The 26,123-nt window shown below is 39.4% G+C and carries 25 protein-coding genes and 3 tRNA genes; 18 read left to right on the forward strand and 10 right to left on the reverse strand.

Annotation, left to right across the window (positions count from 1 at the left end; genetic code table 11):
- Positions 1-88: 88 nt before the first annotated feature.
- The 8 genes from ABNR88_RS03510 to ABNR88_RS03545 all read right to left on the reverse strand — a co-directional run bounded on the left by ABNR88_RS03510 (position 89) and on the right by ABNR88_RS03545 (position 5,415).
- Positions 89-164, reverse strand: a tRNA-Thr gene (locus ABNR88_RS03510).
- A 13-nt stretch (positions 165-177) separates the two neighbouring features.
- A tRNA-Gly gene (locus tag ABNR88_RS03515) sits at positions 178-251 on the reverse strand.
- A 20-nt stretch (positions 252-271) separates the two neighbouring features.
- Positions 272-356, reverse strand: a tRNA-Tyr gene (locus ABNR88_RS03520).
- A gap of 72 nt (positions 357-428) precedes the next feature.
- Positions 429-1,655, reverse strand: a complete 1,227-nt coding sequence (locus ABNR88_RS03525) for a malic enzyme-like NAD(P)-binding protein (RefSeq protein WP_291928104.1) — start codon at positions 1,653-1,655, stop codon at positions 429-431.
- A 41-nt stretch (positions 1,656-1,696) separates the two neighbouring features.
- Positions 1,697-2,428, reverse strand: a complete 732-nt coding sequence (locus ABNR88_RS03530) for a succinate dehydrogenase/fumarate reductase iron-sulfur subunit (RefSeq protein ID WP_291928101.1) — start codon at positions 2,426-2,428, stop codon at positions 1,697-1,699.
- Positions 2,425-4,353 (reverse strand): fumarate reductase/succinate dehydrogenase flavoprotein subunit, encoded by a 1,929-nt coding sequence (locus tag ABNR88_RS03535; RefSeq protein ID WP_291928098.1) that lies wholly within the window; start codon positions 4,351-4,353, stop codon positions 2,425-2,427. Before ABNR88_RS03535 ends, ABNR88_RS03530 begins: the two co-directional genes overlap by 4 nt.
- The gene (locus tag ABNR88_RS03540; RefSeq protein WP_291928095.1) at positions 4,350-4,946 is read right to left on the reverse strand and encodes a hypothetical protein; all 597 of its coding nucleotides are present in this window, start codon (positions 4,944-4,946) and stop codon (positions 4,350-4,352) included. Before ABNR88_RS03540 ends, ABNR88_RS03535 begins: the two co-directional genes overlap by 4 nt.
- Positions 4,933-5,415, reverse strand: coding sequence for a hypothetical protein (locus tag ABNR88_RS03545; RefSeq protein ID WP_291928093.1), 483 nt, complete (start codon positions 5,413-5,415; stop codon positions 4,933-4,935). Before ABNR88_RS03545 ends, ABNR88_RS03540 begins: the two co-directional genes overlap by 14 nt.
- A gap of 289 nt (positions 5,416-5,704) precedes the next feature.
- Here ABNR88_RS03545 and ppsA point away from each other — a divergent pair, with 289 nt between their 5' ends.
- The 11 genes from ppsA to ABNR88_RS03600 all read left to right on the forward strand — a co-directional run bounded on the left by ppsA (position 5,705) and on the right by ABNR88_RS03600 (position 19,006).
- The gene (gene ppsA, locus ABNR88_RS03550; protein WP_291928091.1) at positions 5,705-8,077 is read left to right on the forward strand and encodes a phosphoenolpyruvate synthase; all 2,373 of its coding nucleotides are present in this window, start codon (positions 5,705-5,707) and stop codon (positions 8,075-8,077) included.
- Positions 8,058-8,882: a pyruvate, water dikinase regulatory protein gene (locus ABNR88_RS03555; RefSeq protein ID WP_291928088.1), complete on the forward strand. Its 825-nt coding sequence runs from the start codon at positions 8,058-8,060 to the stop codon at positions 8,880-8,882. Before ppsA ends, ABNR88_RS03555 begins: the two co-directional genes overlap by 20 nt.
- A 56-nt stretch (positions 8,883-8,938) precedes the next feature.
- On the forward strand, positions 8,939-10,663 hold the full coding sequence (locus tag ABNR88_RS03560) for an ATP-binding protein (protein ID WP_291928085.1): 1,725 nt from the start codon (positions 8,939-8,941) through the stop codon (positions 10,661-10,663).
- Positions 10,660-11,970 carry a response regulator gene (locus ABNR88_RS03565; RefSeq protein WP_348670051.1) on the forward strand — a complete coding sequence of 437 codons (1,311 nt, stop codon included), beginning with the start codon at positions 10,660-10,662 and terminating at the stop codon, positions 11,968-11,970. Before ABNR88_RS03560 ends, ABNR88_RS03565 begins: the two co-directional genes overlap by 4 nt.
- Positions 11,971-12,087: 117 nt before the next feature.
- A complete protein-coding gene (locus ABNR88_RS03570; protein ID WP_291928077.1) occupies positions 12,088-13,086 on the forward strand; it encodes a TRAP transporter substrate-binding protein in 999 nt (332 codons plus the stop codon).
- A gap of 137 nt (positions 13,087-13,223) precedes the next feature.
- Complete coding sequence (locus ABNR88_RS03575) at positions 13,224-13,736, forward strand: TRAP transporter small permease (protein WP_291928072.1); 513 nt, start codon at positions 13,224-13,226, stop codon at positions 13,734-13,736.
- Positions 13,733-15,031, forward strand: a complete 1,299-nt coding sequence (locus ABNR88_RS03580; RefSeq protein ID WP_291928069.1) for a TRAP transporter large permease subunit — start codon at positions 13,733-13,735, stop codon at positions 15,029-15,031. Before ABNR88_RS03575 ends, ABNR88_RS03580 begins: the two co-directional genes overlap by 4 nt.
- A gap of 414 nt (positions 15,032-15,445) precedes the next feature.
- Positions 15,446-15,898 (forward strand): division/cell wall cluster transcriptional repressor MraZ, encoded by a 453-nt coding sequence (mraZ, locus tag ABNR88_RS03585; RefSeq protein ID WP_291928066.1) that lies wholly within the window; start codon positions 15,446-15,448, stop codon positions 15,896-15,898.
- Entirely contained in the window at positions 15,895-16,821 is a 927-nt protein-coding gene (gene rsmH, locus ABNR88_RS03590; protein WP_348670054.1) for a 16S rRNA (cytosine(1402)-N(4))-methyltransferase RsmH, read from the forward strand. The genes mraZ and rsmH overlap by 4 nt, the downstream gene beginning before the upstream one ends.
- Positions 16,821-17,117 carry a hypothetical protein gene (locus ABNR88_RS03595; protein WP_291928061.1) on the forward strand — a complete coding sequence of 99 codons (297 nt, stop codon included), beginning with the start codon at positions 16,821-16,823 and terminating at the stop codon, positions 17,115-17,117. The genes rsmH and ABNR88_RS03595 overlap by 1 nt, the downstream gene beginning before the upstream one ends.
- Positions 17,114-19,006 (forward strand): penicillin-binding protein 2, encoded by a 1,893-nt coding sequence (locus ABNR88_RS03600; protein WP_291928059.1) that lies wholly within the window; start codon positions 17,114-17,116, stop codon positions 19,004-19,006. The genes ABNR88_RS03595 and ABNR88_RS03600 overlap by 4 nt, the downstream gene beginning before the upstream one ends.
- On the opposite strand, the gene dnaG is transcribed toward ABNR88_RS03600, so the two are convergent.
- Positions 19,003-20,823: a DNA primase gene (gene dnaG, locus ABNR88_RS03605; protein ID WP_291928057.1), complete on the reverse strand. Its 1,821-nt coding sequence runs from the start codon at positions 20,821-20,823 to the stop codon at positions 19,003-19,005. The genes ABNR88_RS03600 and dnaG overlap by 4 nt on opposite strands.
- 13 nt (positions 20,824-20,836) lie before the next feature.
- On the opposite strand from dnaG, the gene ABNR88_RS03610 reads away from it, so the two are divergent.
- The 4 genes from ABNR88_RS03610 to gorA all read left to right on the forward strand — a co-directional run bounded on the left by ABNR88_RS03610 (position 20,837) and on the right by gorA (position 24,651).
- A complete protein-coding gene (locus ABNR88_RS03610; RefSeq protein ID WP_291928054.1) occupies positions 20,837-21,733 on the forward strand; it encodes a lipid A biosynthesis acyltransferase in 897 nt (298 codons plus the stop codon).
- Positions 21,734-21,817: 84 nt separating this feature from the next.
- Positions 21,818-22,078, forward strand: a complete 261-nt coding sequence (gene rpsO / locus ABNR88_RS03615; RefSeq protein WP_291928051.1) for a 30S ribosomal protein S15 — start codon at positions 21,818-21,820, stop codon at positions 22,076-22,078.
- Positions 22,079-22,149: 71 nt separating this feature from the next.
- The gene (gene prfB / locus ABNR88_RS03620; RefSeq protein WP_291928048.1) at positions 22,150-23,244 is read left to right on the forward strand and encodes a peptide chain release factor 2; all 1,095 of its coding nucleotides are present in this window, start codon (positions 22,150-22,152) and stop codon (positions 23,242-23,244) included.
- Between the two features lie 45 nt (positions 23,245-23,289).
- Complete coding sequence (gene gorA, locus ABNR88_RS03625) at positions 23,290-24,651, forward strand: glutathione-disulfide reductase (RefSeq protein ID WP_291928045.1); 1,362 nt, start codon at positions 23,290-23,292, stop codon at positions 24,649-24,651.
- A 2-nt stretch (positions 24,652-24,653) separates the two neighbouring features.
- Here gorA and ABNR88_RS03630 read toward each other — a convergent pair whose 3' ends face one another.
- Positions 24,654-25,130 carry a thermonuclease family protein gene (locus tag ABNR88_RS03630; protein WP_291928042.1) on the reverse strand — a complete coding sequence of 159 codons (477 nt, stop codon included), beginning with the start codon at positions 25,128-25,130 and terminating at the stop codon, positions 24,654-24,656.
- A 55-nt stretch (positions 25,131-25,185) separates the two neighbouring features.
- Between ABNR88_RS03630 and hisI the strand changes: the two genes are divergently transcribed.
- Genes hisI through tatA form a run of 3 tightly spaced genes read left to right on the forward strand, consistent with a single transcriptional unit; the run spans position 25,186 to position 26,114 of the window.
- Positions 25,186-25,566 carry a phosphoribosyl-AMP cyclohydrolase gene (gene hisI / locus ABNR88_RS03635; protein ID WP_291928039.1) on the forward strand — a complete coding sequence of 127 codons (381 nt, stop codon included), beginning with the start codon at positions 25,186-25,188 and terminating at the stop codon, positions 25,564-25,566.
- The gene (locus ABNR88_RS03640) at positions 25,559-25,873 is read left to right on the forward strand and encodes a phosphoribosyl-ATP diphosphatase (protein ID WP_291928036.1); all 315 of its coding nucleotides are present in this window, start codon (positions 25,559-25,561) and stop codon (positions 25,871-25,873) included. The genes hisI and ABNR88_RS03640 overlap by 8 nt, the downstream gene beginning before the upstream one ends.
- Before the next feature lie 22 nt (positions 25,874-25,895).
- Positions 25,896-26,114, forward strand: coding sequence for a twin-arginine translocase TatA/TatE family subunit (gene tatA / locus ABNR88_RS03645; RefSeq protein ID WP_291928034.1), 219 nt, complete (start codon positions 25,896-25,898; stop codon positions 26,112-26,114).
- The last annotated feature ends 9 nt before the right edge of the window (positions 26,115-26,123 follow it).

Here is a 26,123-nt window from a genome sequence, read left to right on the forward strand (position 1 = left end):
GATTGTGCCCACGTTTACATGGGGCTTGGTTCTTTCGAATTTTTCTTTTGACATTTTATCTTCCTCTCTGTTTAGAACATTTAATTACTGGAGCTCACCAGCGGATTTGAACCGCCGACCTCTTCCTTACCAAGGAAGTGCTCTACCGACTGAGCTAGGTGAGCACAACCTTGCACTTGGAGCGGGTAACGAGAATCGAACTCGTCTCATTGGCTTGGAAGGCCAAGGTAATACCAATATACGATACCCGCAAATCCTATCTTACTCTTTTTGGTGGAGAGAGAAGGATTCGAACCTTCGAAGCCAGAGGCGATGGATTTACAATCCACATACTTTAACCACTCGTAAATCTCTCCAAAACAATCCAGAATTATCCCATAGGCTCAAAGCCTTTGCAAGCGTTAATTTGAAGTTTTTATATGTTTTTTTTAAATTCTTGCAACACCGCTAGCAACAGCAGCATCGTAAACTGCTTTTGGCACGATATCGATAAGTCTTTTATCAAATGGTTTAGGAATAATATAATCCTTTCCAAAGCTCATAGAGTCAGTGTTGTAGGCAGTCAAAACATCTTTAGGAACCTCTAATTTTGCCAAATCTCTCAATGCGTGTACGGCAGCAATTTTCATTTCAATATTTATTTCACTGGCTTTAGCATCTAGTGCACCACGGAAAATAAAAGGAAATCCTAATACGTTATTTACTTGATTTGGATAATCACTACGTCCTGTTGCCATAATTAAATCATCACGAACAGCATTAGCATCAGCTGGTGAAATTTCAGGGTCTGGATTAGATAAAGCAAATACAATTGGCTTGTCTGCCATTGACTTAACCATATCTTGAGAGACAAGATTAGCCGCAGCCACGCCAATAAATATGTCTGCATCTTGCATGGCGTCAGCCAATGTCTTCTTGTCAGTTTCAGCTGCATATTGCGCTTTAACATCACTCACATCTTGCATTTTCGTTGAAATAACACCTTCACGATCAACCAACAAAATATTTTCTTTTTTCAGGCCTAGCTCGCACAAAAGATTGAGCGTGGCAATGCCCGCTGATCCTGCACCTAGACAAACCAGCTTAACAGTTTCAATATTTTTTCCTTGGATTTCAATTGAATTTAAAAGCCCTGCAGCGATAATAATCGCTGTACCGTGTTGGTCGTCATGAAAAACAGGAATGTCTAATTCTTCGATCAGGCGTTTTTCAATTTCAAAACAACGAGGTGCAGAAATATCTTCTAGATTAATACCACCAAAAGTTGGCGCAATATTTTTAACCGTCTGAATAAATTCTTCAACATCTTGAGTGTCAACTTCAATATCAAAGACATCTACATCAGCAAAGTGTTTAAATAGCACCGCCTTACCTTCCATAACTGGCTTAGAGGCTAATGGACCAATATTGCCCAGCCCTAATACCGCAGAACCATCAGTAATCACCGCTACTAAATTATTTTTAATGGTGTAATTATTAACCAAATCAGGATTTTTGGCAATTTCACGACAAGGTGCAGCAACGCCTGGTGTGTACGCCAAACTAAGGTCTTCTTTAGTGGCTAATTGCTTGTGTGATGAAACAACTAACTTTCCAGGACGCTCGCCTTGGTGGTAGTCGAGTGCTTGTTGGTGTAATTCTTCTTGAGTTATCATAATTTTATTTTATTGTATTAAAAAGTAAATTTATATCGTACCTATGTCCAACCAAGGATTTGATTCATCTTGGTGATATTTGAAACTGTAATCCCCTTAGGGCAAACACGTTCACAATAGCGATGATTTGAACAACTGCCAAAACCCTCACTCTCCATTTTCTGGAACATTTTTCTAGCCCGATCTTGCTCTTCGATCTTGCCTTGAGGCAACAACGACAAATGTGTAATTTTAGCCGCAACAAACAGTGTCGCTGATGCATTTGGACAAACAGCCACACAAGCGCCACAGCCGATACAAGTTGCCGAATTAAATGCTTCATCTGCACTATGCTTATCCACTAGCAAAGCATTTGCTTCAGGCGCTGATCCTGTATGTACAGATACATATCCGCCTGATTGAATAATATCATCGAACGATGTGCGATCAACTGTTAAATCTTTGATTACTGGAAATGACTCAGCGCGCCAAGGCTCTACCCATAATTCAGTTTGATGTTTGTAATCACGCATATACAACTGACAAGTTGTAGTGGCTTTCTTATCGCCATGTGGATAACCATTAATAACCAGTGAACAAGCGCCACAAATACCTTCACGACAATCATAGTCAAACACAATACAGTCTTGATCTTGCGCAATAAGTTGCTCATTAAGCTGATCAAGCATCTCCAAAAATGAAGTATCTTCGTCAATATTATCGATCTTATAGGTAACAAATTCTCCGCTAATATCGCTATTTTTTTGTCGCCAAATATGTAGAGTAAAATTCATTTGTAGTTCCTCACAGTCAGTTCAATAAACTCATAGTTAAGCTGCTCTTTGTGCAGCATCGGCTGTTCAGGTTTATATTCCCATGCGCCCACAAATGAAAAATCATCATCATCTCTCTTAGCTTCACCACCTTCAGACAAATACTCTACCCTAGCATGTGCACCACAAGACTCTTCTCGCATTAGTGCATCTTGACACATTAGCTTACCTAACTCGATAAAATCAGCCACTCGCCCTGCACGCTCTAATGTTTGGTTTAAATCGTTATCAACACCCGTGACTTTAATATTTTGCCAAAAATGTGCCTCCAATTCTGCAATTTCACCAATAGCTTGGTTTAATCTATCTGCTTCTCGAGACATGCCACAAGCTTCCCATAATATTTTTCCTAGCTTTTGATGGAAATATTCTGGTGAGTGTTTTGGTTGCGGTGCATGCATTAATTGTTGAATACGATCTCTAACTGCTTTTAAACTTTGCACAACTTGAGGATGGTTATCATCCACTTCAGCTAACGGATTTCTGGATAAATAATTCGCCACTGTTTTTGGCAAAATAAAGTACCCGTCTGCTAACCCCTGCATCAATGCAGAAGCGCCCAAACGATTAGCACCATGGTCAGAAAAATTAGCCTCACCACCTGCAAATAAACCCTCTACAGACGTCATTAGGTTGTAATCAACCCATAATCCACCCATGGTGTAATGTGGCGCCGGATAAATCTTCATTGGCGTTTGATAAGGATCTTCACCCGTAATGCTTGAATACATATCAAACAAATTACCATATTTTTCTGCAACCGCATCCAGGCCTAATTTTTCAATAATCGCACTAAAATCAAGATAAACACCTAAACGTTGGCCATGAATCTTACTACCGACACCATGACCTTGATCACAAATATGTTTAACAGCACGTGATGCCACATCTCTAGGAACAAGATTGGCAAAAGCCGGATACATTCTTTCTAAAAAATAATCTCTGTCTTCTTCTTTAATATCGGCTGGATTTTTTTCACAATCTTCAATATTTTTTGGTGCCCAAATACGCCCATCATTACGCAAAGACTCGCTCATTAGCGTCAACTTAGATTGATTTTCACCTGTCGGTGGAACGCAAGTTGGGTGAATTTGGGTAAAACTCGGATTAGCAAAATATGCGCCTTGTTTGTAAGCACGCCAAGTTGCCGAGGTGTTACAGCCTTTAGCATTAGTAGACAAATAAAACGCATTACTATAACCACCTGTACATAAAATAACGCAGTCGGCTGTATGTGCTGAAATTTCACCCGTCACCAGATCTCTAACAACAACGCCACGAGCCTTATCGTCAACCATAATAATTTCAAGCATCTCTGATCTTGATTGATGAGTAACATTGTCATTTTCTAACTGACGACTATGCGCTTGATAAGCGCCAAGTAATAGTTGTTGACCCGTTTGTCCGCGTGCATAAAAAGTACGAGATACTTGAGTGCCACCAAACGAACGATTAGCCAAATAACCACTATATTCTCTTGCAAAAGGCACACCTTGTGCCACAGCTTGATCAATAATATTACCACTTAACTCCGCTAAGCGATAAACATTAGACTCTCTTGCTCTAAAGTCACCACCCTTAATCGTGTCATAAAATAAACGCCAGACACTATCGCCATCATTTTGATAATTCTTTGTTGCATTAATGCCACCTTGTGCAGCAATAGAATGCGCTCTACGTGGTGAATCTTGAAAGCAAAAAGAGCTTACTTGATAACCCGCCTCTCCTAACGTGGCGCATAATGAAGCGCCAGCAAGGCCCGTGCCCACCACAATAACTTTGTGTTTTTTACGATTCTGTGGTGCAATTAAAGATAAATTAAATAAATGCTTTTCCCAGCGACTTTCTAAAGGACCTGTTGGCTCATTTGCATAAAGATTACTCATAATATAACACTCACTGGAATACTAATAAAACTAACAATAATAACTGCCACAATGGCAATGGCAACACCATGATGATGCTTGGACGATAGACCAAATGTCTGCAATACATTGGTTAATCCGTGGTGTAGGTGTGCACCTAAAGTTAACAAACCCAGTGCGTAAACAACCCACATTATTGGATTGGAAAACATAGATACCATTGACTGGTACAAATCAGCCTTATCAATCAGCAAAGTCATTTGCACAAAATGGAAAACAATAAATGCAAATAATGTAGCTGCACCACCCCAAGCTGCGACTCTAGGAATGGCCTCAGGATATTTTTTCTGGTATCTGGTGCCTGCGCTGGAGTTGTTACTTAGTTGGCGAGATACAGCCGTTATCACATGAAAAGATAGTGTTGCGATTAGCAATACAACCATAAATCCATAAAAAGGCGTTTGTGAAAACCATTGGTAAAACTCATTAAAAGCTGTTTTTCCTGAATGGAAATTAAGCAGACTTAACAGATGAAAACCAAGATATGAAAGCCATATCAAGCCAGCAATGGCCATCCATTTTTTGCGGGTTGCGGTATGATTAAAAAAGTTCATCGAATTCCTTTCTAGGTTGTAGCCCTTCTTTCTCTATAGTACGAAGACAGCTGTTGTAGCGCAAAATTGGGTCAGAACAATGCTTGGGTGCCATTTTTTCAGCAATTTCATATTTGGCAATTGCCTCCATCAAACCTTTGTAAGCAAAAGAATGTGACATGGCATGCTTCAACAGTCCTCTTGCTTTTCGTTCTAAAAAGATGCCTGTGTAGTAATGCCTGTGGAATTCAGAATCTAACCTATTAATAGTCTCTGTAATTTTCTTGTGTGAAATCTTGACATTGCTCAGTCCCAATTGATCTGTTAACGCTAAGATATACACTACTAATGCCTGTTGATTATCGGGATCAACTGCAAAGACATCAATACAAATACTGATCGCCAAATCAGGCTCTAGTAAAGATCGATATTGTCTAGCTTTATCAAGTACCGTATCAATAGACTCCTTGTTAATTAAATGGTATTTCATACTTCCCCTTGTAAAAAAATATTATTTCAATGTCAATATACCGAAAAACCAAATATTAATATCAAAATGGTCCAACCTTATATCCTATTAGGATAAAGAATATCATACATAAACCCGTCTCGCCTGGCTTTTTTTTTCATAATATAACGAACTATTTTCATAATATGAAATATTATTATAATAATAAAGTGACATATCAAATTTCATCCTATATTATGAGTAACCTAAATCAAAATAAAATATTGACTAAATATTTAATTGTTTTAATCACAATAACCAAGGGGGATATATGAGTGATTACGTTGTTTGGCTAGATAAAGTTGGTATTACTGATGTGGAAAGCGTGGGTGGGAAAAATGCCTCTTTAGGAGAGATGATTGGCGCTTTGTCTAGTAAAGGCGTTCGAGTGCCTGGTGGCTTTGCAACAACAGCTTATGCGTTTGAAATGTTTTTAGATCACAACAATCTAAAAACAAAAATTAACGAGCTGCTTAAAGATCTAGACCCTAACAATATTCAAGCATTAACCTCAGTAGGCTCAACTATTCGTAATTGGGTGCAAGAATCTCAATTTCCAGATGCACTACATAATGACATTGTCACTAATTATCAACAACTAGAAAAACAACTGGGCTCAGAAGCAACTTTCGCTGTTAGATCTTCTGCAACGGCCGAAGATCTACCTGAGGCCTCATTTGCCGGACAACAAGAAACCTATCTTAATGTCCACGGCATTGATGACATATTTAGCTCCATCAAGAAAGTTTTTGCCTCGCTTTATAATGATCGAGCCATTTCATATCGTGTACATCAAGGGTTTGAGCATTCAGAAGTTGCCTTATCTGCAGGCATTCAACAAATGGTCAGAAGCGACATTGGCGCTAGTGGCGTTATGTTTACCATTGACACCGAATCTGGGTTTGATGAAACTGTATTTATCACTTCTGCTTATGGACTTGGAGAGACTGTGGTTCAAGGCTCTGTTAACCCTGATGAATTTTATGTACACAAACCTACACTGCAAGCCAACAAACTGGCCATTCTTAGTCGCACATTAGGCTCTAAAGAAATCAAAATGACTTACGCTTATGATGACTTAAAAAGCACTGTAGCTATTGAGTCTGTTCCTAAGGAACAACAGCAGCAGTTTAGTTTGAATGATGACCAAATCCAAGAATTAGCTCGTTACGCTATCATCATTGAACAGCACTACCAAAGACCGATGGATATCGAATGGGCGCTTGATGGTGGCAACAACAAACTCTACATTGTTCAAGCTCGTCCGGAAACTGTTAAGAGTAGAGAGAATAACTCACATACAATAGATAGATATAAATTAACACAAGAATCACCCGTACTAATCGAAGGCAGAGCGATTGGTCAAAAAATTGGACACGGCCCTGCTCGTGTGATTAGCAATATTTCTGAAATGGACCAAGTACAAGAAGGAGATGTTTTGGTCACTGACATGACAGATCCAGATTGGGAGCCTGTGATGAAGCGTGCTTCTGCTATTATCACTAACCGTGGGGGACGTACTTGTCATGCTGCCATCATTGCTCGCGAATTAGGTGTACCTGCCATTGTGGGCACCGGCAATGCAACTGACATACTAACTGACCAAACTCCTATTACCGCTTCTTGCGCCCAAGGTGATACAGGTTATGTCTATGAAGGCATACTTGATTTTGAACACACTCAACTGTCAGTTGATGCCTTGCCTGAAATCCCAACTAAAATCATGATGAATGTTGGTAACCCAAGTAGAGCATTTGATTTTGCCAGTATTCCTAACGCTGGCGTTGGACTGGCGCGCTTAGAATTTATCATCAATACAACCATTGGCATTCACCCAAAAGCCCTGTTAGAGTTTGACCAATTACCAGATGACATGCAGGCAGAAATTCAACAAAGAACAGCAGGTTATAGCTCTGCGCTTGAATTCTACGTTGGAAAACTTACCGAAGGCATTGCCACAATTGCGGCTGCATTTTCTAAAAATACCGTTATTATTAGAATGTCGGATTTTAAATCCAACGAATATGCAAATCTTTACGCAGGCACTAGATACGAGCCTACCGAAGAAAACCCTATGATCGGCTTTCGAGGAACGGCCAGGTATTTATCAGAAGATTTTCAAGCTTGTTTTGAACTCGAATGTCAAGCCATTAAAAGAGTTAGAGAACAAATGGGATTGACCAATGTAGAGATTATGATTCCGTTTGTCAGAACCTTAAATGAAGCCAAACAAGTGATTGAACTTCTAAAAGTCAACGGGCTTGAGCGTGGTGTTAATGGCCTTCGAGTGATTATGATGTGCGAGTTGCCTTCAAATGCGGTGCTAGCTGATGAATTCTTACAATATTTTGATGGCTTCTCTATCGGTTCAAATGACATGACGCAACTAACGCTTGGAATGGATCGTGATTCTGGCATTATTGCTGATGGATTTGACGAGCAAGATCCTGCAGTTAAAAAGATGATTTCTATGGCGATCAACGCCTGCCATGCGCAAAATAAATACATCGGCATCTGTGGACAAGGCCCTTCTGATCATCCAGAGTTAGCACAATGGCTACTGGAACAGAAGATCACCAGTATTTCACTCAACCCTGATACTGTAGTAAAAACCTGGTCGCATCTTGGTCAAGCAAAGCGCTAAAAATAGAACGGTCTTTTTTATATCTGACCGTACAGGAATTACGGCAGAGGCATTAGGCGGTAGTCTTCTTAGTCAATTTGAAGGTGTGGATTTTAATAAAATCCACCTATCTTTTATCGACACATTGGATAAAGCTAATGCTGCTGCTGTAAAAGTCAATAGCGCCTCTATAAAAACAGGTGAGCCAGCTTTGGTATTCAGCACTCAAATTGATGCTGAATACCGAGATATTCTATCAAAAAGTAATTGTATATTTTTTGATTTTTTTGATACCTTTATCTCAAAAATGGAGCGCTCACTAGATCTAAAATCTTCACACACTGCCGGACAATCGCACGGTGTAAATCATAATGATAATTACTCTGACAGAATTAGCAGCATTAATTTCGCCCTAGGCAGTGACGATGGATTGGGCTCTAAAAGTTATGAAAACGCCGACCTTATTCTTGTTGGCGTATCCCGATCCGGGAAAACACCCAGCTGCTTGTTCATGGCTCTACAATATGGTATTAACGCAGCTAACTATCCACTTATCGAACAAGACTTGGACAATACTCAACTACCCGAAAGCCTACAGCAACATAAACACAAATTATTTGGCCTGACCATCAACCCCATTCGCTTACAAAAAATTCGAGATGAGCGCCGCAGTAATAGTAGCTACGCCTCATTAAAACAATGTCAAAGCGAGGTGAAACGTGCAGAGGATTTATATCATAGCAACAACATCCCTTTTATCGATACCACTCAAACCTCCATTGAAGAGATTAGCGCCAAAATCATCAATAAACTATCATTAAGATAGCTATAATTCAAGACACAAGATAGGTGGATTTCCACTTACCATACCCGAAAATAAATGTGATTTCTAAATCTATTAAAATTAGTGTTATTGGTATTTTTATATCATTATCTATTGGTTTTTTTGTTTATCACAGTACTATCAATTCTCATACAAATGACTTAAAGTTGCAAGCAATTGAGCGCATTGGTTTGTATCAAAACTCTTTACATAACGAACTGACACGCTTTAACTTTCTACCTTTTGTTATTGCTAGAGATAAGCAGCTGATTGAATGGTCTATGCAAAAATCAGATTTAGCAAATATGGCTTTGGAAGATATTAAACATGCTTCTGGCGCCAATGAGCTGTACGTGATGGATAGATCTGGAACCACCCTATCTGCCAGCAACTGGCGCAACAAAGCTAGCTTTGTTGGTAAAAATTTCGCTTTTAGACCTTATTTTAAAGAGGCGATGCTTGGCAAAAATAGCAAATTTTTCGGCATTGGTACCGCTTCAAAAAAACCCGGATTTTATATTTCTACAGGTGTTAAGGATAACGATAGCATTGTGGCAGTGACTGTCGCCAAAATTGATCTAAGCATATTGGAAAACATTTGGATAGATGCTGGAGAGGATCTATTTGTAACCAACCAAGACGGTATTGTTATTCTTAGCTCCAAGACCCCATGGAAATATCGCACTCTTAAAACATTAAAAGCCTCTCAGCTTGCAAATATTCAGCTGCAGAAACAATTTTCCGATCAAGGTCTTCGCCCACTCTCAGATGCCATAACCAACAAAAAAGATCAACTAACTATTGATGAGGCAACTTACGTGCATCAATCAAATAAAATTCAAGACACCAATTGGACCATACATTATCTAACACCTGTTGATCGTATTAATCAACTTGCTATTGTTAGTTGGACCAAGATGGGGTTTGCCTTGTTAGCGGCACTTACGATTGTATTATTATGGTGGCTATCGCAGTCAAGCAACAAACTCCAAACATCACTAAAAGAGTCAGCCAATCTTAGAGAATTAAACGACCTACTTAAAACTGAGATTGAACACCGACACCAAGTAGAAGGTGAGCTTCGTATTGCGCAAACGAAAATTGAGAGGGCTAGCAAATTAGCCGCTATGGGGCAGCTATCAGCATCCATCATCCATGAATTAGGTCAGCCATTATCTGCCATGAAAACCTATATTGCCGGAGCTCAACTTTCAGAAAACAACAATCACGAAAATAACGTTCTACCAAAATTAGACGCCTTGGTAGATCGTATGAGTAAAATCTCACAACAACTGCACTTTTTCTCCCATACTGGAGATAATTCTCTATCCAAGGTTGACATTAGAGATGCGCTTAATGGTGCACTTATGATTATCTCGCCCGCACTTAAACAAGATAACATTGAACTCTCACTGGAGTTTGAGGACAAGCCCTATATAGTTAAAGGAGATCAGGTTCGCATTGAGCAAGTTTTAGTTAATTTAATTAACAATTCCAGAGCGGCACTTGAATTTTCCGATGAAAAACGCATTGCCATTAGTTTATCTATTAAAGATCAGCAAAATCTAGTTATCAAGGTTGAAGACACAGGTACGGGCATTGCCGAAGAAACACTTCAAATTTTATTCGATCCGTTCTATACCACCAAACCCTCAGGCGTTGGCTTAGGACTTGGTTTAACTATATCTCATAATATCATTCACGAGCTACATGGAACCCTAAGTGCGCACAATAACATCAACTCTGGCTCTACTTTTATTATCACCTTGCCAATTGCCACATGAATGAGCCTAGCCCACCGATAATTATTATTGTTGATGATGATCAAGCCATGCGAGAATCGCTATTGGATTATTTTTCTCGCGCCAAACTTTTAGCCAAAGCCTACGCTAGTGGCAAAAAAATGCTTTCAGAATTACATAAGCATAATGTTGGCGTGGTAATTTGTGATCTCAAAATGCCTCAAATGAGCGGCATGGAGGTTCTCGACGCATTACAATCTGGGGAAAATTCACCGCCACTTATCATGATAACCGCCCATGGCAATATTACCACGGCAGTAGAGGCGATTAAGCACGGCGCTTATAATTTCATTGCCAAGCCATTCAACCCTCAAGATTTGCAAAAAATGGCAGAATTGGCAATCGAAAAATACCATACAAATTTAGAATTCAGAAAGCTCAATGCCCATCCCCTAGGCAACAGTCTAGGTTTGCAAGATTTTAATACTCAACTACTAAGCTGTGCCAATACTAGGGACAACGTTTTAATCATTGGAGAAAAAGGCGTAGAAAAAGCCTTAGTGGCAAAAACCCTGCATCAGCATAGTCAATTCGGTACAAAGCCTTTTGTGCATATCAACTGCATTATTATTTCTGAGCGGTTTTTTGAAAAACATTTCCTTGAAGAAGGCAACTCTATATCCAGGGCAAGTCAAGGAAGTTTATTTTTAGAAAACTTAGATCAGCTGCCACTAGAGAGTCGATCCAAACTTCTAGAATTATTAACAGACAAAATTGCAGCACAAGTGTGTAAATCAGAATCAACATTACCTAGATTTATTTATTCTATTGCCAGCCCTATAACGGCAGAAAAGACACACACCATCCTGAATAAAATCTGCACTTTATTAAATGGCAGAAAACTTCTCGTTCCGGCATTAAGGGAGCACCGAGAGGACATTTTTGAACTATTTAATCACTACATAGCGCAGTCCGCAGCACATTATCAAACTTCTATTCCAACATTATCAGAGCAAGATATCATTGCCTTGTCTGCTTATGATTGGCCAGGAAATCAACAGCAATTAAAACAAATTGCAGAACAATTTATTTTGCTCAATCGTAGTGTCAATACTTCTATATCACATTTATTGTCAGTATCACCTACTGAAATGATTGATATAGGCAACACATTTAACAAAAATCTACGTGGTGTCATGCAGGATTTTGAAAAACAATTAATCACCCAGGCCATGATCGAGTGTTCGGGCAACATCTCTCAAGTTTGCGAACTCCTTAAAACCCCTAGGCGCACACTCAATGAAAAACTATTAAAGTACGATATTAATCGTAGTGCATTTTTATCCTAATAGCCAATCGGCGGAAATCCGCCTATCTATAACTAAAAATCTACACTATACTCAGACTTATTCTTGGTTCTTTAACCTTGAACAATTTATATAATTAATATCTCAGAGGAGAGCATAATGAAAAAAAATATCAAACTAATCGCATCTAGTCTCATCGCAATGGGGCTAATTGCATCACCAGTGGCATCCGCTAAAGAAATTGTCATTAAATTTTCACACGTGACCACAGAGGCCACCCCTAAAGGCAAAGGCGCCATGTTGCTTAAAAAAATGGTTGATGAACGCTTAGGTGGAAAAGTGCGTGTTGAGGTTTATCCAAGCTCTCAACTTTATGGCGATAAAGCTGTTTTAAAGGCGCTTTTATTAAACGACGTACAACTAGCCGCGCCATCACTGTCTAAATTTAGTAAATACACCAAACAATGGGCATTATTCGACTTGCCTTTTTTGTTTAAAAATCCGCAAGCACTTAACTGTTTCACTGATTCTGCCAAAGGCCAAGCACTCTTAGGTGCTACCGAAAGAAAAGGTATCAAAGGCTTGGGTTATTGGCTAAACGGCATGAAGCAAATCTCTGCCAACCACCCTTTAATCAAGCCTGAAGATGCCAAAGGTTTGAAATTCCGTATCATGAGCTCTGATGTACTTAAAGCACAGTTTGAGGCTGTTGATGCTAATCCGCAGAAAATGGCTTTTTCTGAAGTTTACAATGCGCTAGCAACCGGCGTTATTGATGGTCAAGAGAACACTTGGTCTAACATTCGCTCTAAAAAGTTCTTTGAAGTACAAAAAGACACAACCATCTCTAACCATGGCGTTTTAGAGTACGCACTTGTTACTAACAAACGCTTTTGGAATAGCCTGCCGTCTGATATCCGCCTACAGCTAGATCAAATTATTACTGAAGTGACTGCTGAAGTGACTCAATTTGCGTTAGACGCAGCTGTTAAAGATATGAAAACTGTCGCTGACTCTGGCAAGACCAACATTCACACACTAACTGATGCACAAAAGCAACAATGGGTTAGTGCAATGAAGCCTGTTTGGTCACAGTTTGAAGATCAAGTTGGTAAAGATAACATTGCTGCAGTACAGCAGTGTAACGCTAAAAACTAAGATTCTAATAAAAACACAGCTTTCGAGTTGTGTTTTTTTAGAAATCTTTGTATTATTATGAATATGAGTCAAACCTCTACCTTTCAAGGAAAATATTTATGCAATATTGCACTCATAATAATACAAAGGTTTTTTAAATGAAACTTTCTAAATTCATCAACCATGCCGAAGAGTGGCTTATTGCGCTGCTACTCAGCTCAATGACACTGCTGACTTTTTCACAAGTAGTGGCCCGCTATGTGTTTAATTCGGGTGCAGTTTGGGCGCTTGAAGTCACCACCTACTTATTTGCCTGGCTGGTATTACTTGGTGCCTCTTATATTATTAAGTGTGGTGCGCACATTGCAGTCGACAGTGTGGTGAATTTATTTGCTGAAAAAAATCGAAAAATAATTACTCTATTTGCCATTTCAGCTTGCATGGCATTTGTCATTATCATGTTTATCGGTAGCTATGAATATGTCGCTTTACTTAAAGATATCGAAATAGAAATGGAGGACCTTCCAGTACTAGAGTGGCAAGCTAAGATTATCCTGCCTCTAGGATTTGCCCTGATGTTTTATCGACTGATTGAAGTAATGATGGATGTTATTAATAATAAAACCACCACCATGCATTTTGAAGCACACATCAACGACTACAAAGAATGATTATTTTCACCCTATTCTTCATGCTTTTTGGCTTAATGGCCATGGGCGTTCCTGTGGCTTTTTCACTTGGCTTGTCAAGCGTTACTGTTATTGTCTTATTTGGTAGTGAATCTCTAGCCTCGCTTGCAGGCCATTTGTTTAGTGCCATGGAACACTACACTCTCATGGCTATTCCATTTTTTATTTTAGCTTCCTCTTTTTTATCAAAAGGTGGCTCGGCACAACGCCTAGTTGATTTTGCCATTGCTAGCATCGGCTGGATCAAAGGTGGACTACCAATGGCATCGGTTTTAGCATGTATGATGTTTGCCGCTATCTCTGGATCTTCCCCTGCCACGGTTATTGCTATTGGCTCTATCGTTATAGCCGGCATGGTTAAAGAAGGCTATCCACAATCTTACGCAGCCGGCGTAATTAGCTCGGCCGGCACCATGGGTATTTTAATTCCCCCTTCAATTGTCATGGTGGTTTACGCCGCAGCGACTGAAGTGTCTGTTGGTAGAATGTTTTTAGCTGGCGTTATTCCAGGGCTAATCATTGGCTCAATGATGATGATTGCCATTTACTTTACTGCTCGAGTCAAAGGCTATCCAAGTGTACCTTTTAAAGGTTTTAAGCATTTTATTAAAACACTCACCAAAGCCTCTGGCGGATTATTTTTGGTGGTTATTATCATGGGTGGTATTTACGGTGGTATTTTTACCCCAACAGAAGCAGCCGCTGTCGCCGCTGTCTACGCCTTTATCTTAGGCGTATTTGTTTATAGAGATATCAAAATTAGTGAAATATCACTCGTTATTAGAGAATCAGCAAAAACCTCTATTATGCTGATGTTCATTATTGCTAACGCCATGCTGTTTTCTTTTGTGCTTACCAACGAGCGCATTCCACATGAAATTGCCGAAACCATCATTGCATACGGGTTACCAATTTGGGGCTTCTTGTTGATGGTTAATTTAGTACTGCTGATTGCAGGTAATTTTATGGAGCCATCTGCAGTACTCTTAATCATGGCACCTATTTTATTTCCTATTGCTATGGAGATGGGCATTGACCCGATTCACCTTGGTATTATGATGGTAGTTAATATGGAGATTGGCATGCTCACGCCACCTGTAGGGCTCAATCTCTTTGTCACCTCCAGTATTACTGGCATGCCACTCATTAAAGTTATCAAGGCAACCCTGCCATGGTTGCTACTGATGCTTGGATTCTTAATGATTATCACCTTTATTCCATCAATATCAACCTACCTGCCAACGCTACTCATGGGACCTGAAACTGTTGGTGGCTAAGCTTCATTTTTAAAAAATCCTAAATTTTTATAGTCACCTATTTTTTTAAATATTTTTAAGCATTTTCTCGCTTATCGACCCTGTAAAACCTTGATTTTTAATCAAAATTAAGGTTTTTTAACTCTTTATCAATGCTCTACAACCCTTATTATCACTGTATTTTCAGTCATTTCTATTTTTTCCAATATTTTTACCTCTTGTTATTTATATTAAATTTATGATAAAGTGGTTTAAAGTGGTACAAAGTGGTATAAAATGTCATTTATAGCTACTTGAGGAGAGTTATAAATAATGAAACCAATCAACCACTAAAGGGGAGAGATCATGGACACTTTACTACATACATTTATCTACGCATCAGCAGCAGTTATTCTTTCGTTGGGATTTGCAACGATTGTCTAGCACCCATAAAAAATGTTTAGAGGAGTACACAATTTAACCGTTGACGCAAAGGGGCGACTAAAAGTTCCTACACGTCACCAGGTGCAAATCGATGAGATTTGTGCAGGGCAGATGGTGCTTAGCATCCATCCTGATGATCCCTGCTTATTGTTATATCCACTAAAGGATTGGCAAGCGCTGGAAGAAAAAGTTAGCGCCCTGCCTTCCTTAAACATTCATACTAAACGTTTAAAGCGCAAATTAATTGGGCATGCAACCGATTGTGATCTAGATAAAGCTGCCCGTATCTTAATTCCTGGCGCATTAAGAGAGTATGCCAATATCGGTAAAAAAATCATTCTTAGTGGCCAAGGTCACAACTTTGAACTCTGGGATGAGAAAATTTGGAACGAACAACTCGACAATCTAGATGAGTTAAGTAAAAAAGAGCAAATTCCGATAGAAATCTCCCAATTGTCACTATGACAACCTCACATCATCATCAATCGGTGATGTTTGATGAATCTATCGATGCGCTTAATTTAACTACAGATGGTATCTATATTGATGCCACTTTCGGTCGTGGCGGCCACTCACAAGGAATCTTAGCACGCCTAGGCGACCAAGCTCAGTTGATTGCTTTTGACCAAGACATCAGCGCTATTGAATACGCCAAAAAAAGCTTCAACGATCCTCGTTTAACCCTAATCCACAGCCCTTTTGCACAGATGCACACAGTCATTAGCGAAATGGGTTTAAGCGGCAAGATAGATGGTATTTTGATGGATTTGGGTGTTTCATCACCGCAACTGGATAATGCAGATCGTGGCTTTAGTTTTATGGCAGAAGGTCCGTTAGATATGCGCATGAATCAAACTACCGGTCTGAGTGCTGCGCAGTGGCTGGCGCAAGCTGGTGAAGAAGAAATTGCCAACGTTATTTATCAATTTGGCGATGAAAAGAAATCTCGTCATATTGCCAGTCGTATCAAGAAGTTTCAATTAGAACAGCCGCTAGAAACCACTTTACAATTGGCTAATATTGTCAGTGAAGTAGTCAGAGGTCAGAAGAAAAAACACCCAGCAACACGAACTTTTCAAGCTATTCGTATTTTCATTAACCAAGAACTTAAACAACTCTCTGACACCCTAGAGCATTCTAAAGAAATATTAAGCCACCAAGGCAGACTCTCTATTATTAGCTTTCATTCTATTGAAGATCGCATTGTCAAACGCTTTATTCAAAAAAATTCACGACAAAAATCACTGCCAAAAGGCTTGCCAATTTTTGACCAAGCCATACAAAAAATGCCATTTAAAGACTTGGGCAAACAATTTGCCAGTAAAGACGAAGTCGGACATAACAAACGCTCTCGTAGCGCCATTCTAAGAGTGGCTGAGAAAAACTAATGCTGTCTGTCCGCATATCGCAACTTCAATTCAACCTAGTGTTATTCGTTAGTATTATTATTTTAAGCTTATTGAGTATTGTTTGGCATCACCAAATCTACACACTATACAAACAAATTAAATACAGTAATACACAGCATCACCAAATAATAGCACTCAACAAACAACTACTAAGTGAGCATTCTCAAATTATGAATGGAGATGAGATTAAAACCCATGCCATTAATACACTAGGCATGCATGAAGCTCAAACAAAAGACTTTGGCAAATGGTACAAGGGGAATCTTGCGCTATGAGTTTATTTCAATTTAAATCCCTGCCCGGCCTTGAAAGAGTCCAAGGTTATTGGCGTCGACAAGGCTTTGTAAAATTTATATTTGTAGCTTTATTTAGTATTTTTTCTTATCAAGCGATTTCTATTTCAAACACCCATCAACCTGGCCTCTCGGTGCAAGATCGAGCTCATAATCAGGCTAATAAAGTTCAAATCAATAGTGCCAGAAGAGGGGATATTCTGGATCGACATGGCAACATATTGGCCAGTTCCAGATTACTCAAACGCGTCATACTAGATCCGATGCTGATTGATCCAGCTTTCATTCCAGGCCTAGCGCAAGCGCTCAACATGAATGAGGCGGAATTAAGTGCGTTATTGGCTAAAAAAAGAAAGATAAAATCACGCTATTTACCTATTAAAAAAAACCTAACGCTTACTGATCCAATTCTTGACAAGCTAACTGATTTTAAAAAACAGAGAGTTGAGGTCTGCACAACAAAGCCTGGTCACGCCAAAATTAGCTTACTCGATAAGGTGCTTAACACTCTAGGGGTGCAGTCTGTAGAGGGTGAAAAGATAATGATTAATAAATGCGCCAAAAAGAGGATTGGACAAGCGCTAGCCTTAAGGCAAGATACTCAAAGATACTATCCAAAATCAGCCTCCATGGCACCACTACTCGGGCGAGTCAATTCTGAAAACAAAGGAGGCTCAGGAATTGAGGCAGAATTTGAAAACATATTGGCTGGTGTCGATGGTAAAAAACATTTAAATTTTACAAATAATGCCAACAATGCTTATTTTAATCCTCATATAAAGTCAGAACTCTTACACGGTCAAAATATTGAGTTAACAATCGATACAGATATTCAATACCATGCTTATGCAGCGATTAAAAAATCAGTTTTAAAGCATGAGGCCGACTCAGGATCGGCCATTATTCTAGCACCAAATGGCGAAGTTTTGGCCATGGTTAACTATCCTGCTGATGACCCTAATGACAAAAGCTTGTACAATCCGAGTCATTATCGAAATCGTGTTTTATCTGATAAGGTGGAGCCAGGGTCAACCATGAAGCCATTCACCATGCTTTTGGCATTAGACCAGGGAAAAATCACCGCAGAAGAAGATGAACTGATTGATGTCAGCAAGTCTATTGGCCACCTTAGAACCAATCGTGAAGTTAGAAAGTATGGCGATGCCATTACCGTTAAAAAAATCTTGCAAAAATCTCACAACTTAGGCACTGTTAACGTCTCTGAACGCCTTAGTAAAGAAGACATGTACAGCACTTGGAGTAAGCTTGGATTTAGCCGCCCTTTAAGCCTAGTTCCGAGTATTGAAAATTCTGGCTCACTCAGGCATTATGAGTCTTGGAGTCTGGCAGATAAACGCACACTGTCTTTTGGGCACGGGCCAATGGAAACTAATTTAGCGCAATTAGCCAAAGCTTATTTGGTATTTGCCAATGAAGGATCAGTAATGCCATTAAAACTGGTTAAAAATATGCCGAGTTATGAGCAAAGTACACAGGTTTTCAGTAAAGAGTCCACACACAAAATAGCCGGCTTACTCGATGCGGTTGCTTCGTGGAAAGGCTCAGGTTATCGTGCACGAATCAAAGGTTATAACGTTGCTGGAAAAACAGGCACTGCAGAGATGGTGGTGAATGGAAAATATCACAAAGATGGTGCCAAACGCACCTTCTTTACCGGCTTTGTGCCTGTTAAAAATCCTAAGTACATCATGGCGGTAAGACTGGATTATCCAAAAAAATGTTATGTCTACAAAAGACCTGATCTTAAAAATAAATGTGAAGGATCAAACTCTGCCGCTATGGTTTTTAACGACACTATGAAGCGTGTTTTAACCAACGATACTGCGATTAAACTAAGCGCCAATCCTTAAGTTCTACGCTTTCCTTTGAGAATGCCCTGCATAATTTTTTGTTGATCTTCCAAGGTGTGAGCATGATGAATAGAAGATTTAATCTGCTCGGCATGTTGTTGATTTTCTATGGCAGTCAAAATAGATAAAAATTCTTCTCGAGCCTGAACCTCGCTTAAATGAGGCTCGAGCACGCACAACTGCTTAAGTCGAGTAAAAATCCCCTGTTTGTCTTGAAATGGCTTAATCAACTCAGATTGAGAAATATCTTCATCAATTTGCGCCGACCTCACTAATTCCAATAGTACTTGAGAATTTTCAATAGTGCGCACTCTAACCTCAATGGTTGAATCTGCCAAAGCCGGATAATTTAATAATAAAGTGATCATCTTTGACATTAGCGCCTTTGTCTTAGAGTGTTGGACTGCAGGTTTGTGTACGGGTTGTAAGTCCTCACCATCTGAAAAACTAGACAAGTCAACCTCGCCAGTATCGTCAAAATCTGGCTCTATATCTGCATACACAGGTGGCAGCTCTGGCGTCTGAGGCTGTTGCTCTGCAACTGATCGAACTTGATCAATACTTTGGCCTACCATTTGGGCCAAGCCCTCCATTAACTGCTGTTGATAGACTTCGTAATTAACTGACGTTATTAGATTTGTGGCTTTTTCTAGAAATAGCGTTTTACCTTCGATAGTATCAAAATCAACTTCTGATTTCAGGTGTTCAAATAAAAATTGAGATAAGGGTTGAGCTTTAGAAATGCGCTCTTCAAAAGCCTTGGCAGACTCTTTTTTCACTAAAGAATCCGGATCTTCACCATCAGGTAGAAATAAAAACTTAAATGTTGTGCCTGCTTTCATGACTGGCAAAGTAATCTTAAGAGCTTTCCAAGCAGCTGCGCGACCCGCATCATCCCCATCAAAGCAAAATACGATAATATTGGTTGTGCGCATTAATATTTGTAAATGCTCAGTGCTAGTTGCAGTTCCAAGTGTGGCAACCACTTTAGTAATGCCAGCCTGGTGGAGTGCTACGACATCCATATAACCCTCTACCACCAGCATATAATCCATTGATCTGGAGTGCTTACGCGCATGATGCAAGCCGTACAACTCTTTGGATTTTGAAAAAATAACACTTTCAGAAGAGTTTAAATATTTAGCCTTTACCTCTTGTTCAAAGGCTCGACCACCAAAAGCAATAACATCACCCTTGGTATTATGAATAGGAAACATAAGCCGATCCCGAAAGAAATCGTAATCTCCATATTGACCCTCTTTAACCAAACCCAGTATTTTTAAATCATCTACCTCTTGCTCACTATTGTCAAAATGTAGCAACAAGTCCTTATTACTTGGGGTTGCAAAACCTAACTCAAACCGCTTGGCAATTTCACCGCTAATGCCTCTGGACTTTGCATAATTTACCGCCTTATCTTTGGCGGGAGAATTGCGCAACTGCATTCCATAAAAATCACTCACTTTTTTTGATAATGATCGATAGCGTTCAAATCTTGGGTCAACAGGTTTAGCGTTTGAGTCATACTCTATGGCCAGCCCGCATTCACTGGCAATGGTTTCAATTGCTTCTACAAAATTTAAGTTATCAAATTTTTGAATAAAACTAATAGCACCCCCACTCTCACCACACTTAAAACAATGATAAAATTGCTTGTGAGCATTCACAGCGAAGTTGCTATTTTTTCCTCCGTGGAATGGACACGGTGCACGATAATCACTGCCAGATTTTTTAAGTGGCACGCGTTTATTGATCAAATCAACAATGTCGATTTGATTGGGAAGATCATCAATAAAGCTCTGACTAATATAAGGCATAAATGGTATTTTAATGAATAATCGACAATTTTATCATCCTAAATTTCTGCCAACTTGGCTACTCATTAGTCTTATGAAATTTGGCGCCAAATTACCCTTTAAAGTACAAGTTACGCTTGGAAAAATAATGGGCATGGCTTTATACCCTTTGTTGGGTAGATTTAGAAAAATCGCTTTTATTAATATCTCTCGTTGCTTTCCTAATAAGCGTAAATCCGAAGTAGAAGCACTCGTTCGTCAAAATTTTGAAGCTTTGGGTGTGTCTATTTTTGAGACGGCTAATGCTTATTTTGCAACCAATGATAAAGTCTCATCTATGCTTAGTGTTCACAACGAACACCACCTAACAACAGCCATTAATAATCAACAAAGTGTCATCTTACTGGCCGCACACTTTATGCCGCTCATGCTTGGATCTCGTGCGCTGTTACTCAAGCATCATATAGCCAATATTTATCGCCCTCAAAATAATGCCTTATTTGATGAAACTATGCGTAAAGGCTTTGTTGATAATGGTGCCACCATGATCAAAACCAAAGACACCAAGTCCATGCTTAAAGCCATTAAAAACAAATTGCCTATTTGGTATGCACCTGACCAAGACTTAGGACTAGACAAATGTATCTTTGCCCCTTTTTTTGGCATTCAGACTGCCACTGTATCTGCCACAGCAAGACTGGCTAAAGGTGAAAATACTGTAGTAATCCCCTACTTCTTCATTCGTACCGACTCTGGCTATAGCATGAGCTTTGAGGCGCCTATTGAAAACTACCCTAATACTGACGCAGCCATTAGCGCCACAATAACTAACCAGATACTGGAAGCTCAAATTTTAAAATTCCCTGAACAATATCTATGGATACATAAACGCTTCAAAACACGCCCTGAAGGTGAGCAGGATTTTTATTAACTTATTTAGTTCAAGTATTAGAACAATTAATCAAATTAGCGTATAATTAACCCTTTATTATTTTACGTTTCAGAATTATTTATTATGTCAATTGATACACAAGCAATTATCAAAGAATACCAAACTACAGATGGAGATACTGGTTCAACTAACGTGCAGGTCGCTTTATTAACAGCGCGCATTAAGCATTTAACTGAGCATTTCCAAACTCATAAAAAAGACCATCACTCAAGAAGAGGTCTACTACATTTGGTTTCTCAACGTAAAAAATTGTTGACTTACCTTAAAGGTTCAAATGTAGATGCCTATTCTGATTTAATCTCACGCTTAGGTTTAAGAAAATAAATTAACTTATTTTCTTAAAAAGGCCCCGTTTGGGGCTTTTTTTATGCCCACTCAATAGTAAAATCAAGACCATGGAACTATCACCCACTTATCAAAAAATTAACGACCTGCTTGAACGAGCAAAAATACTCTCCGCTCATCTAGAGCTCGAGGAAAAACAGGGTCGTTTAGAAGAAGTTCTACTTGAAATGGAAAACCCAGCCCTCTGGTCAAACCCAGATGAGGCACAAGCATTAAGTCAGGAAAAAGTTAAACTGGAAAATATTTGTCAAACATTCGAACGCGCAGACAATATTTTAGAAGATGCGCAAGAATTGCTTGATATGGCACAAGCAGAAAATGACGAGGACACTGTTTTAGGCATTCAGGATGATTTAAACTCTATCGAAACGGCTATTGCCAAACTAGAATTTGAGCGCATGTTTAACGGTGATTTAGATGCCAACTCAGCCTATCTAGATATTCAATCAGGCTCTGGTGGTACTGAAGCCCAAGATTGGGCGGAAATGGTGCTACGTATGTATCTACGCTGGGGTGAAAAACACCATTTTAGTGTCAAGCTAATGGAGGCTTCAGCGGGTGAAGTGGCTGGCATCAAATCTGCTACCATTCATTTTGACGGCGAATACGCCTACGGCTGGCTGAGGAGTGAAATTGGTATTCATCGCTTGGTCAGAAAATCCCCATTTAATGCCAACGGTAAACGTCATACTTCATTCTGCTCGGTTTTTGTTTCACCAGAGGTAGATGACAATATTGATATCGAAATCAATAAAACTGATATCCGTATTGATACCTATCGTGCCAGTGGCGCCGGTGGCCAGCATGTTAATAAAACCGATTCAGCTGTACGAATCACTCACTTACCCACGAATACCGTAGTTCAGTGTCAAGATGGGCGCTCACAACATGCCAACAAAGATCAAGCCATGAAGCAGTTAAAATCAAAACTCTATGAGCTTGAAATGCAAAAGCGCAATAGCGAAAGTCAAGAATTAGAGGATGCCAAATCTGATATAGGCTGGGGACATCAAATTCGCTCTTATGTACTAGATCAATCTCGTATTAAAGATTTACGTACTGGCGTAGAGTCATCCAATACGGGTGATGTGCTTGATGGTAATTTAGACAAATTTATCGAAGCCAGCTTAAAGGCTGGCTATTAGCAGATATAGGCCTTGCCTATTATCTTTAAAATTAAGGAAAAAAATATGACAACAAATAATACACAACAGCCTGAGAAGACAACACATTATGACATGATTGCAATTGGTGCCGGATCTGGCGGTCTGTCAGCAGTAGAAAGAGCTGCAGAATATGGTAAAAAATGTTGTGTTATTGAGGTTAAAACGATTGGTGGTACGTGTGTTAATGTAGGTTGCGTGCCGAAAAAAGTTATGTGGTTTGCCGCTAATACCGCCACACAAATTAACAGTGCCAAAGGTTTTGGTTTTGATGTGGAACTCAAAAACTTCTCTTGGAAAACCTTAAAGGAAGGTCGAGATAACTATATTAAGGGCATTACCACTTGGTACGATGGCTATTTAGAAGAGCTAGGTATTGACTATATTCACGGCTTTGGTAAATTAGTTGATCAGCATACAGTTAGTGTCAATGGTGTTGAGTATAGTGCTGATACTATCGTTCTATCACCCGGTGGTGAGCCTGCTGTGCCTCATGTTGAAGGGGCGAAATATGGAATTACCTCAGATGGTTTTTTTGAGCTAGAAGACCTACCTGCAAAAGTAGCTGTTGTGGGTGGTGGTTATATTGGTGTAGAGCTTGCTGGCGTACTAAATGCACTTGGGTCCAGCGTCGAAATTTTCTGTAGAGCTGACAAGCTCCTAGGTGGATTTGATCCAATGATTCAAGATGCGCTGAATAAAGATTATGCTAATCATGGTATCAAACTTCATCATAATATTCAAATTGATAAAGTTTCAAAAGAGAAAACTCTACATACCAACAAAGGTGATTTTTCTGGATTTGATGTTATTATTTGGGCAGTAGGACGCAACCCAATGACTCAGCATTTAGGATTGGAAAATGCCGGAGTTGATTCTGACCAACGTGGTTTTATTCCAACTGATAAATTCCAAGCTACTAATATTGACAATATTTTCGCACTGGGTGATGCAACAGGCCGTGCACCACTCACACCGGTGGCTATTGCTGCCGGTCGAAGACTGTCTGATCGTTTATATAACAGTATGACAGATCGACACCTTGACTATAACAATATTGCTACTGTTGTCTTTTCACATCCACCTATCGGCACCATTGGCTTAACTGAAGCTCAGGCTAATGAACAATTTAACCAAGTTAAAGTGTATAAATCAGAGTTCACCCCAATGGCAGATGCCCTACTAGATCACAAAACAACGACAGCACTTAAACTGGTTTGCGAAGGGGATGATGAAAAAGTTGTAGGCTGTCATATCATGGGTCATGGCGCAGATGAGATGCTACAAGGCTTTGCTGTGGCTATTAAAATGGGTGCCACTAAAAAACAGCTAGATGATACGGTGGCGATTCACCCTTCAAGCGCAGAAGAGTTGGTAACCATGAGATAAATCTAATGGCGGTTTAATTTGCGCCATTTATAGGGCTCAATCGGCGGAGTATAAAAACCCCAAAAACCGAGTTTTTCCGCTTTGGCTAAATCCTCTTCTTGCTGGTAGGCATCTTTGTAAGAAAATGCCATGCCCGACTCCACCATAAGTTTGCCAATATTAGTATTTCCCTTATAAATTCGAACCAAAATTCTCTGATAATGATCGATACCTATCGGCTTTATCGCAATTTCTCCAGGAAGACTTTTAAGCAGTCTTTGCAAATAGCGTTTCGACAATCGCCCACAATCAATCACTCGGTTAACATGTTCACGACATTTTTGTTTAATTTCTGGCGTATCAATATCAGCAAGGCGCATTTGCAAACTCACACTATCACCATCTACAATGTATAAAGATTGATCACTATGGAGTGAGAAATCACCTACATTGGCCAGCGCCCTAAATGAGACAAACAAAGCGAAAACAAATAATTTCATATACAAGATGGGTAGCGGTAAAATTAATCATTTTATCCGATGATTGACGCACACTATGGATGCATTAGAGCAAGTAAAATTTGATGAGCAAGGCTTGATACCTGCAATCGCTCAAGATCACCAAACAGGTGAGATTTTAATGTTTGCTTGGATGAATCAAGAAGCACTATCATTGACAATTGAAAAACAACAAGCGGTGTATTACTCGCGCTCGCGCCAGAAACTCTGGTTCAAGGGTGAAGAGTCTGGACATGCGCAAAAAATTAAAGAGATTTACACCGATTGTGATCGTGATGTTATTCTTCTAAAAATTGAACAAATAGGTGGCATTGCTTGTCATACTGGTAGAGCCTCTTGCTTTTTTCAAAAATTAGATAACAATAACTGGCAGACAATGACCAAAGTTATTAAAGACCCAAAGGATATATATGGATGATATTTTCAAACAATTAGAACTAATTTTAGAGCAGCGCAAAGGTGCAAGTGCTGATAGCTCTTACGTGGCTTCTTTGTATAATAAAGGCACAGATGAAATTTTAAAAAAAATCGGTGAAGAGTCTGCTGAGGTGATTATGGCAACTAAAGATGGCGTAAATGACAAAATTATCTATGAAGTGGCAGATTTATGGTTCCATACGTTAGTATTACTACGACACAAAGACATAGAAGTCGATAAAATAGAGCAAGAATTATCAAGACGCTTTGGCTTGTCGGGGTTAGAAGAAAAAGCCAATAGAAATTAACAAATAAAAATAGGAGAGAATTATGATGCCAGGACCTTTTGAACTGATTATTATTTTAGTTATTGTATTACTACTGTTTGGTGGTAAACGCCTTAAAAATATTGGTGGTGACCTAGGTGGCGCTATCAAGGGCTTTAAAAAGTCTATGAAAGATGGTGAAAATGACAAGCTAGATGGTAAAGATGCTAAAGATGAGATCATCGAAGCTAAAGTTGTAGATAGCAACAAAGACTCTAAATAAACCCTTTAC

Origin of the sequence: uncultured Candidatus Thioglobus sp. (genome assembly GCF_963981275.1) — a bacterium.
GTDB lineage: Bacteria > Pseudomonadota > Gammaproteobacteria > PS1 > Pseudothioglobaceae > Thioglobus_A.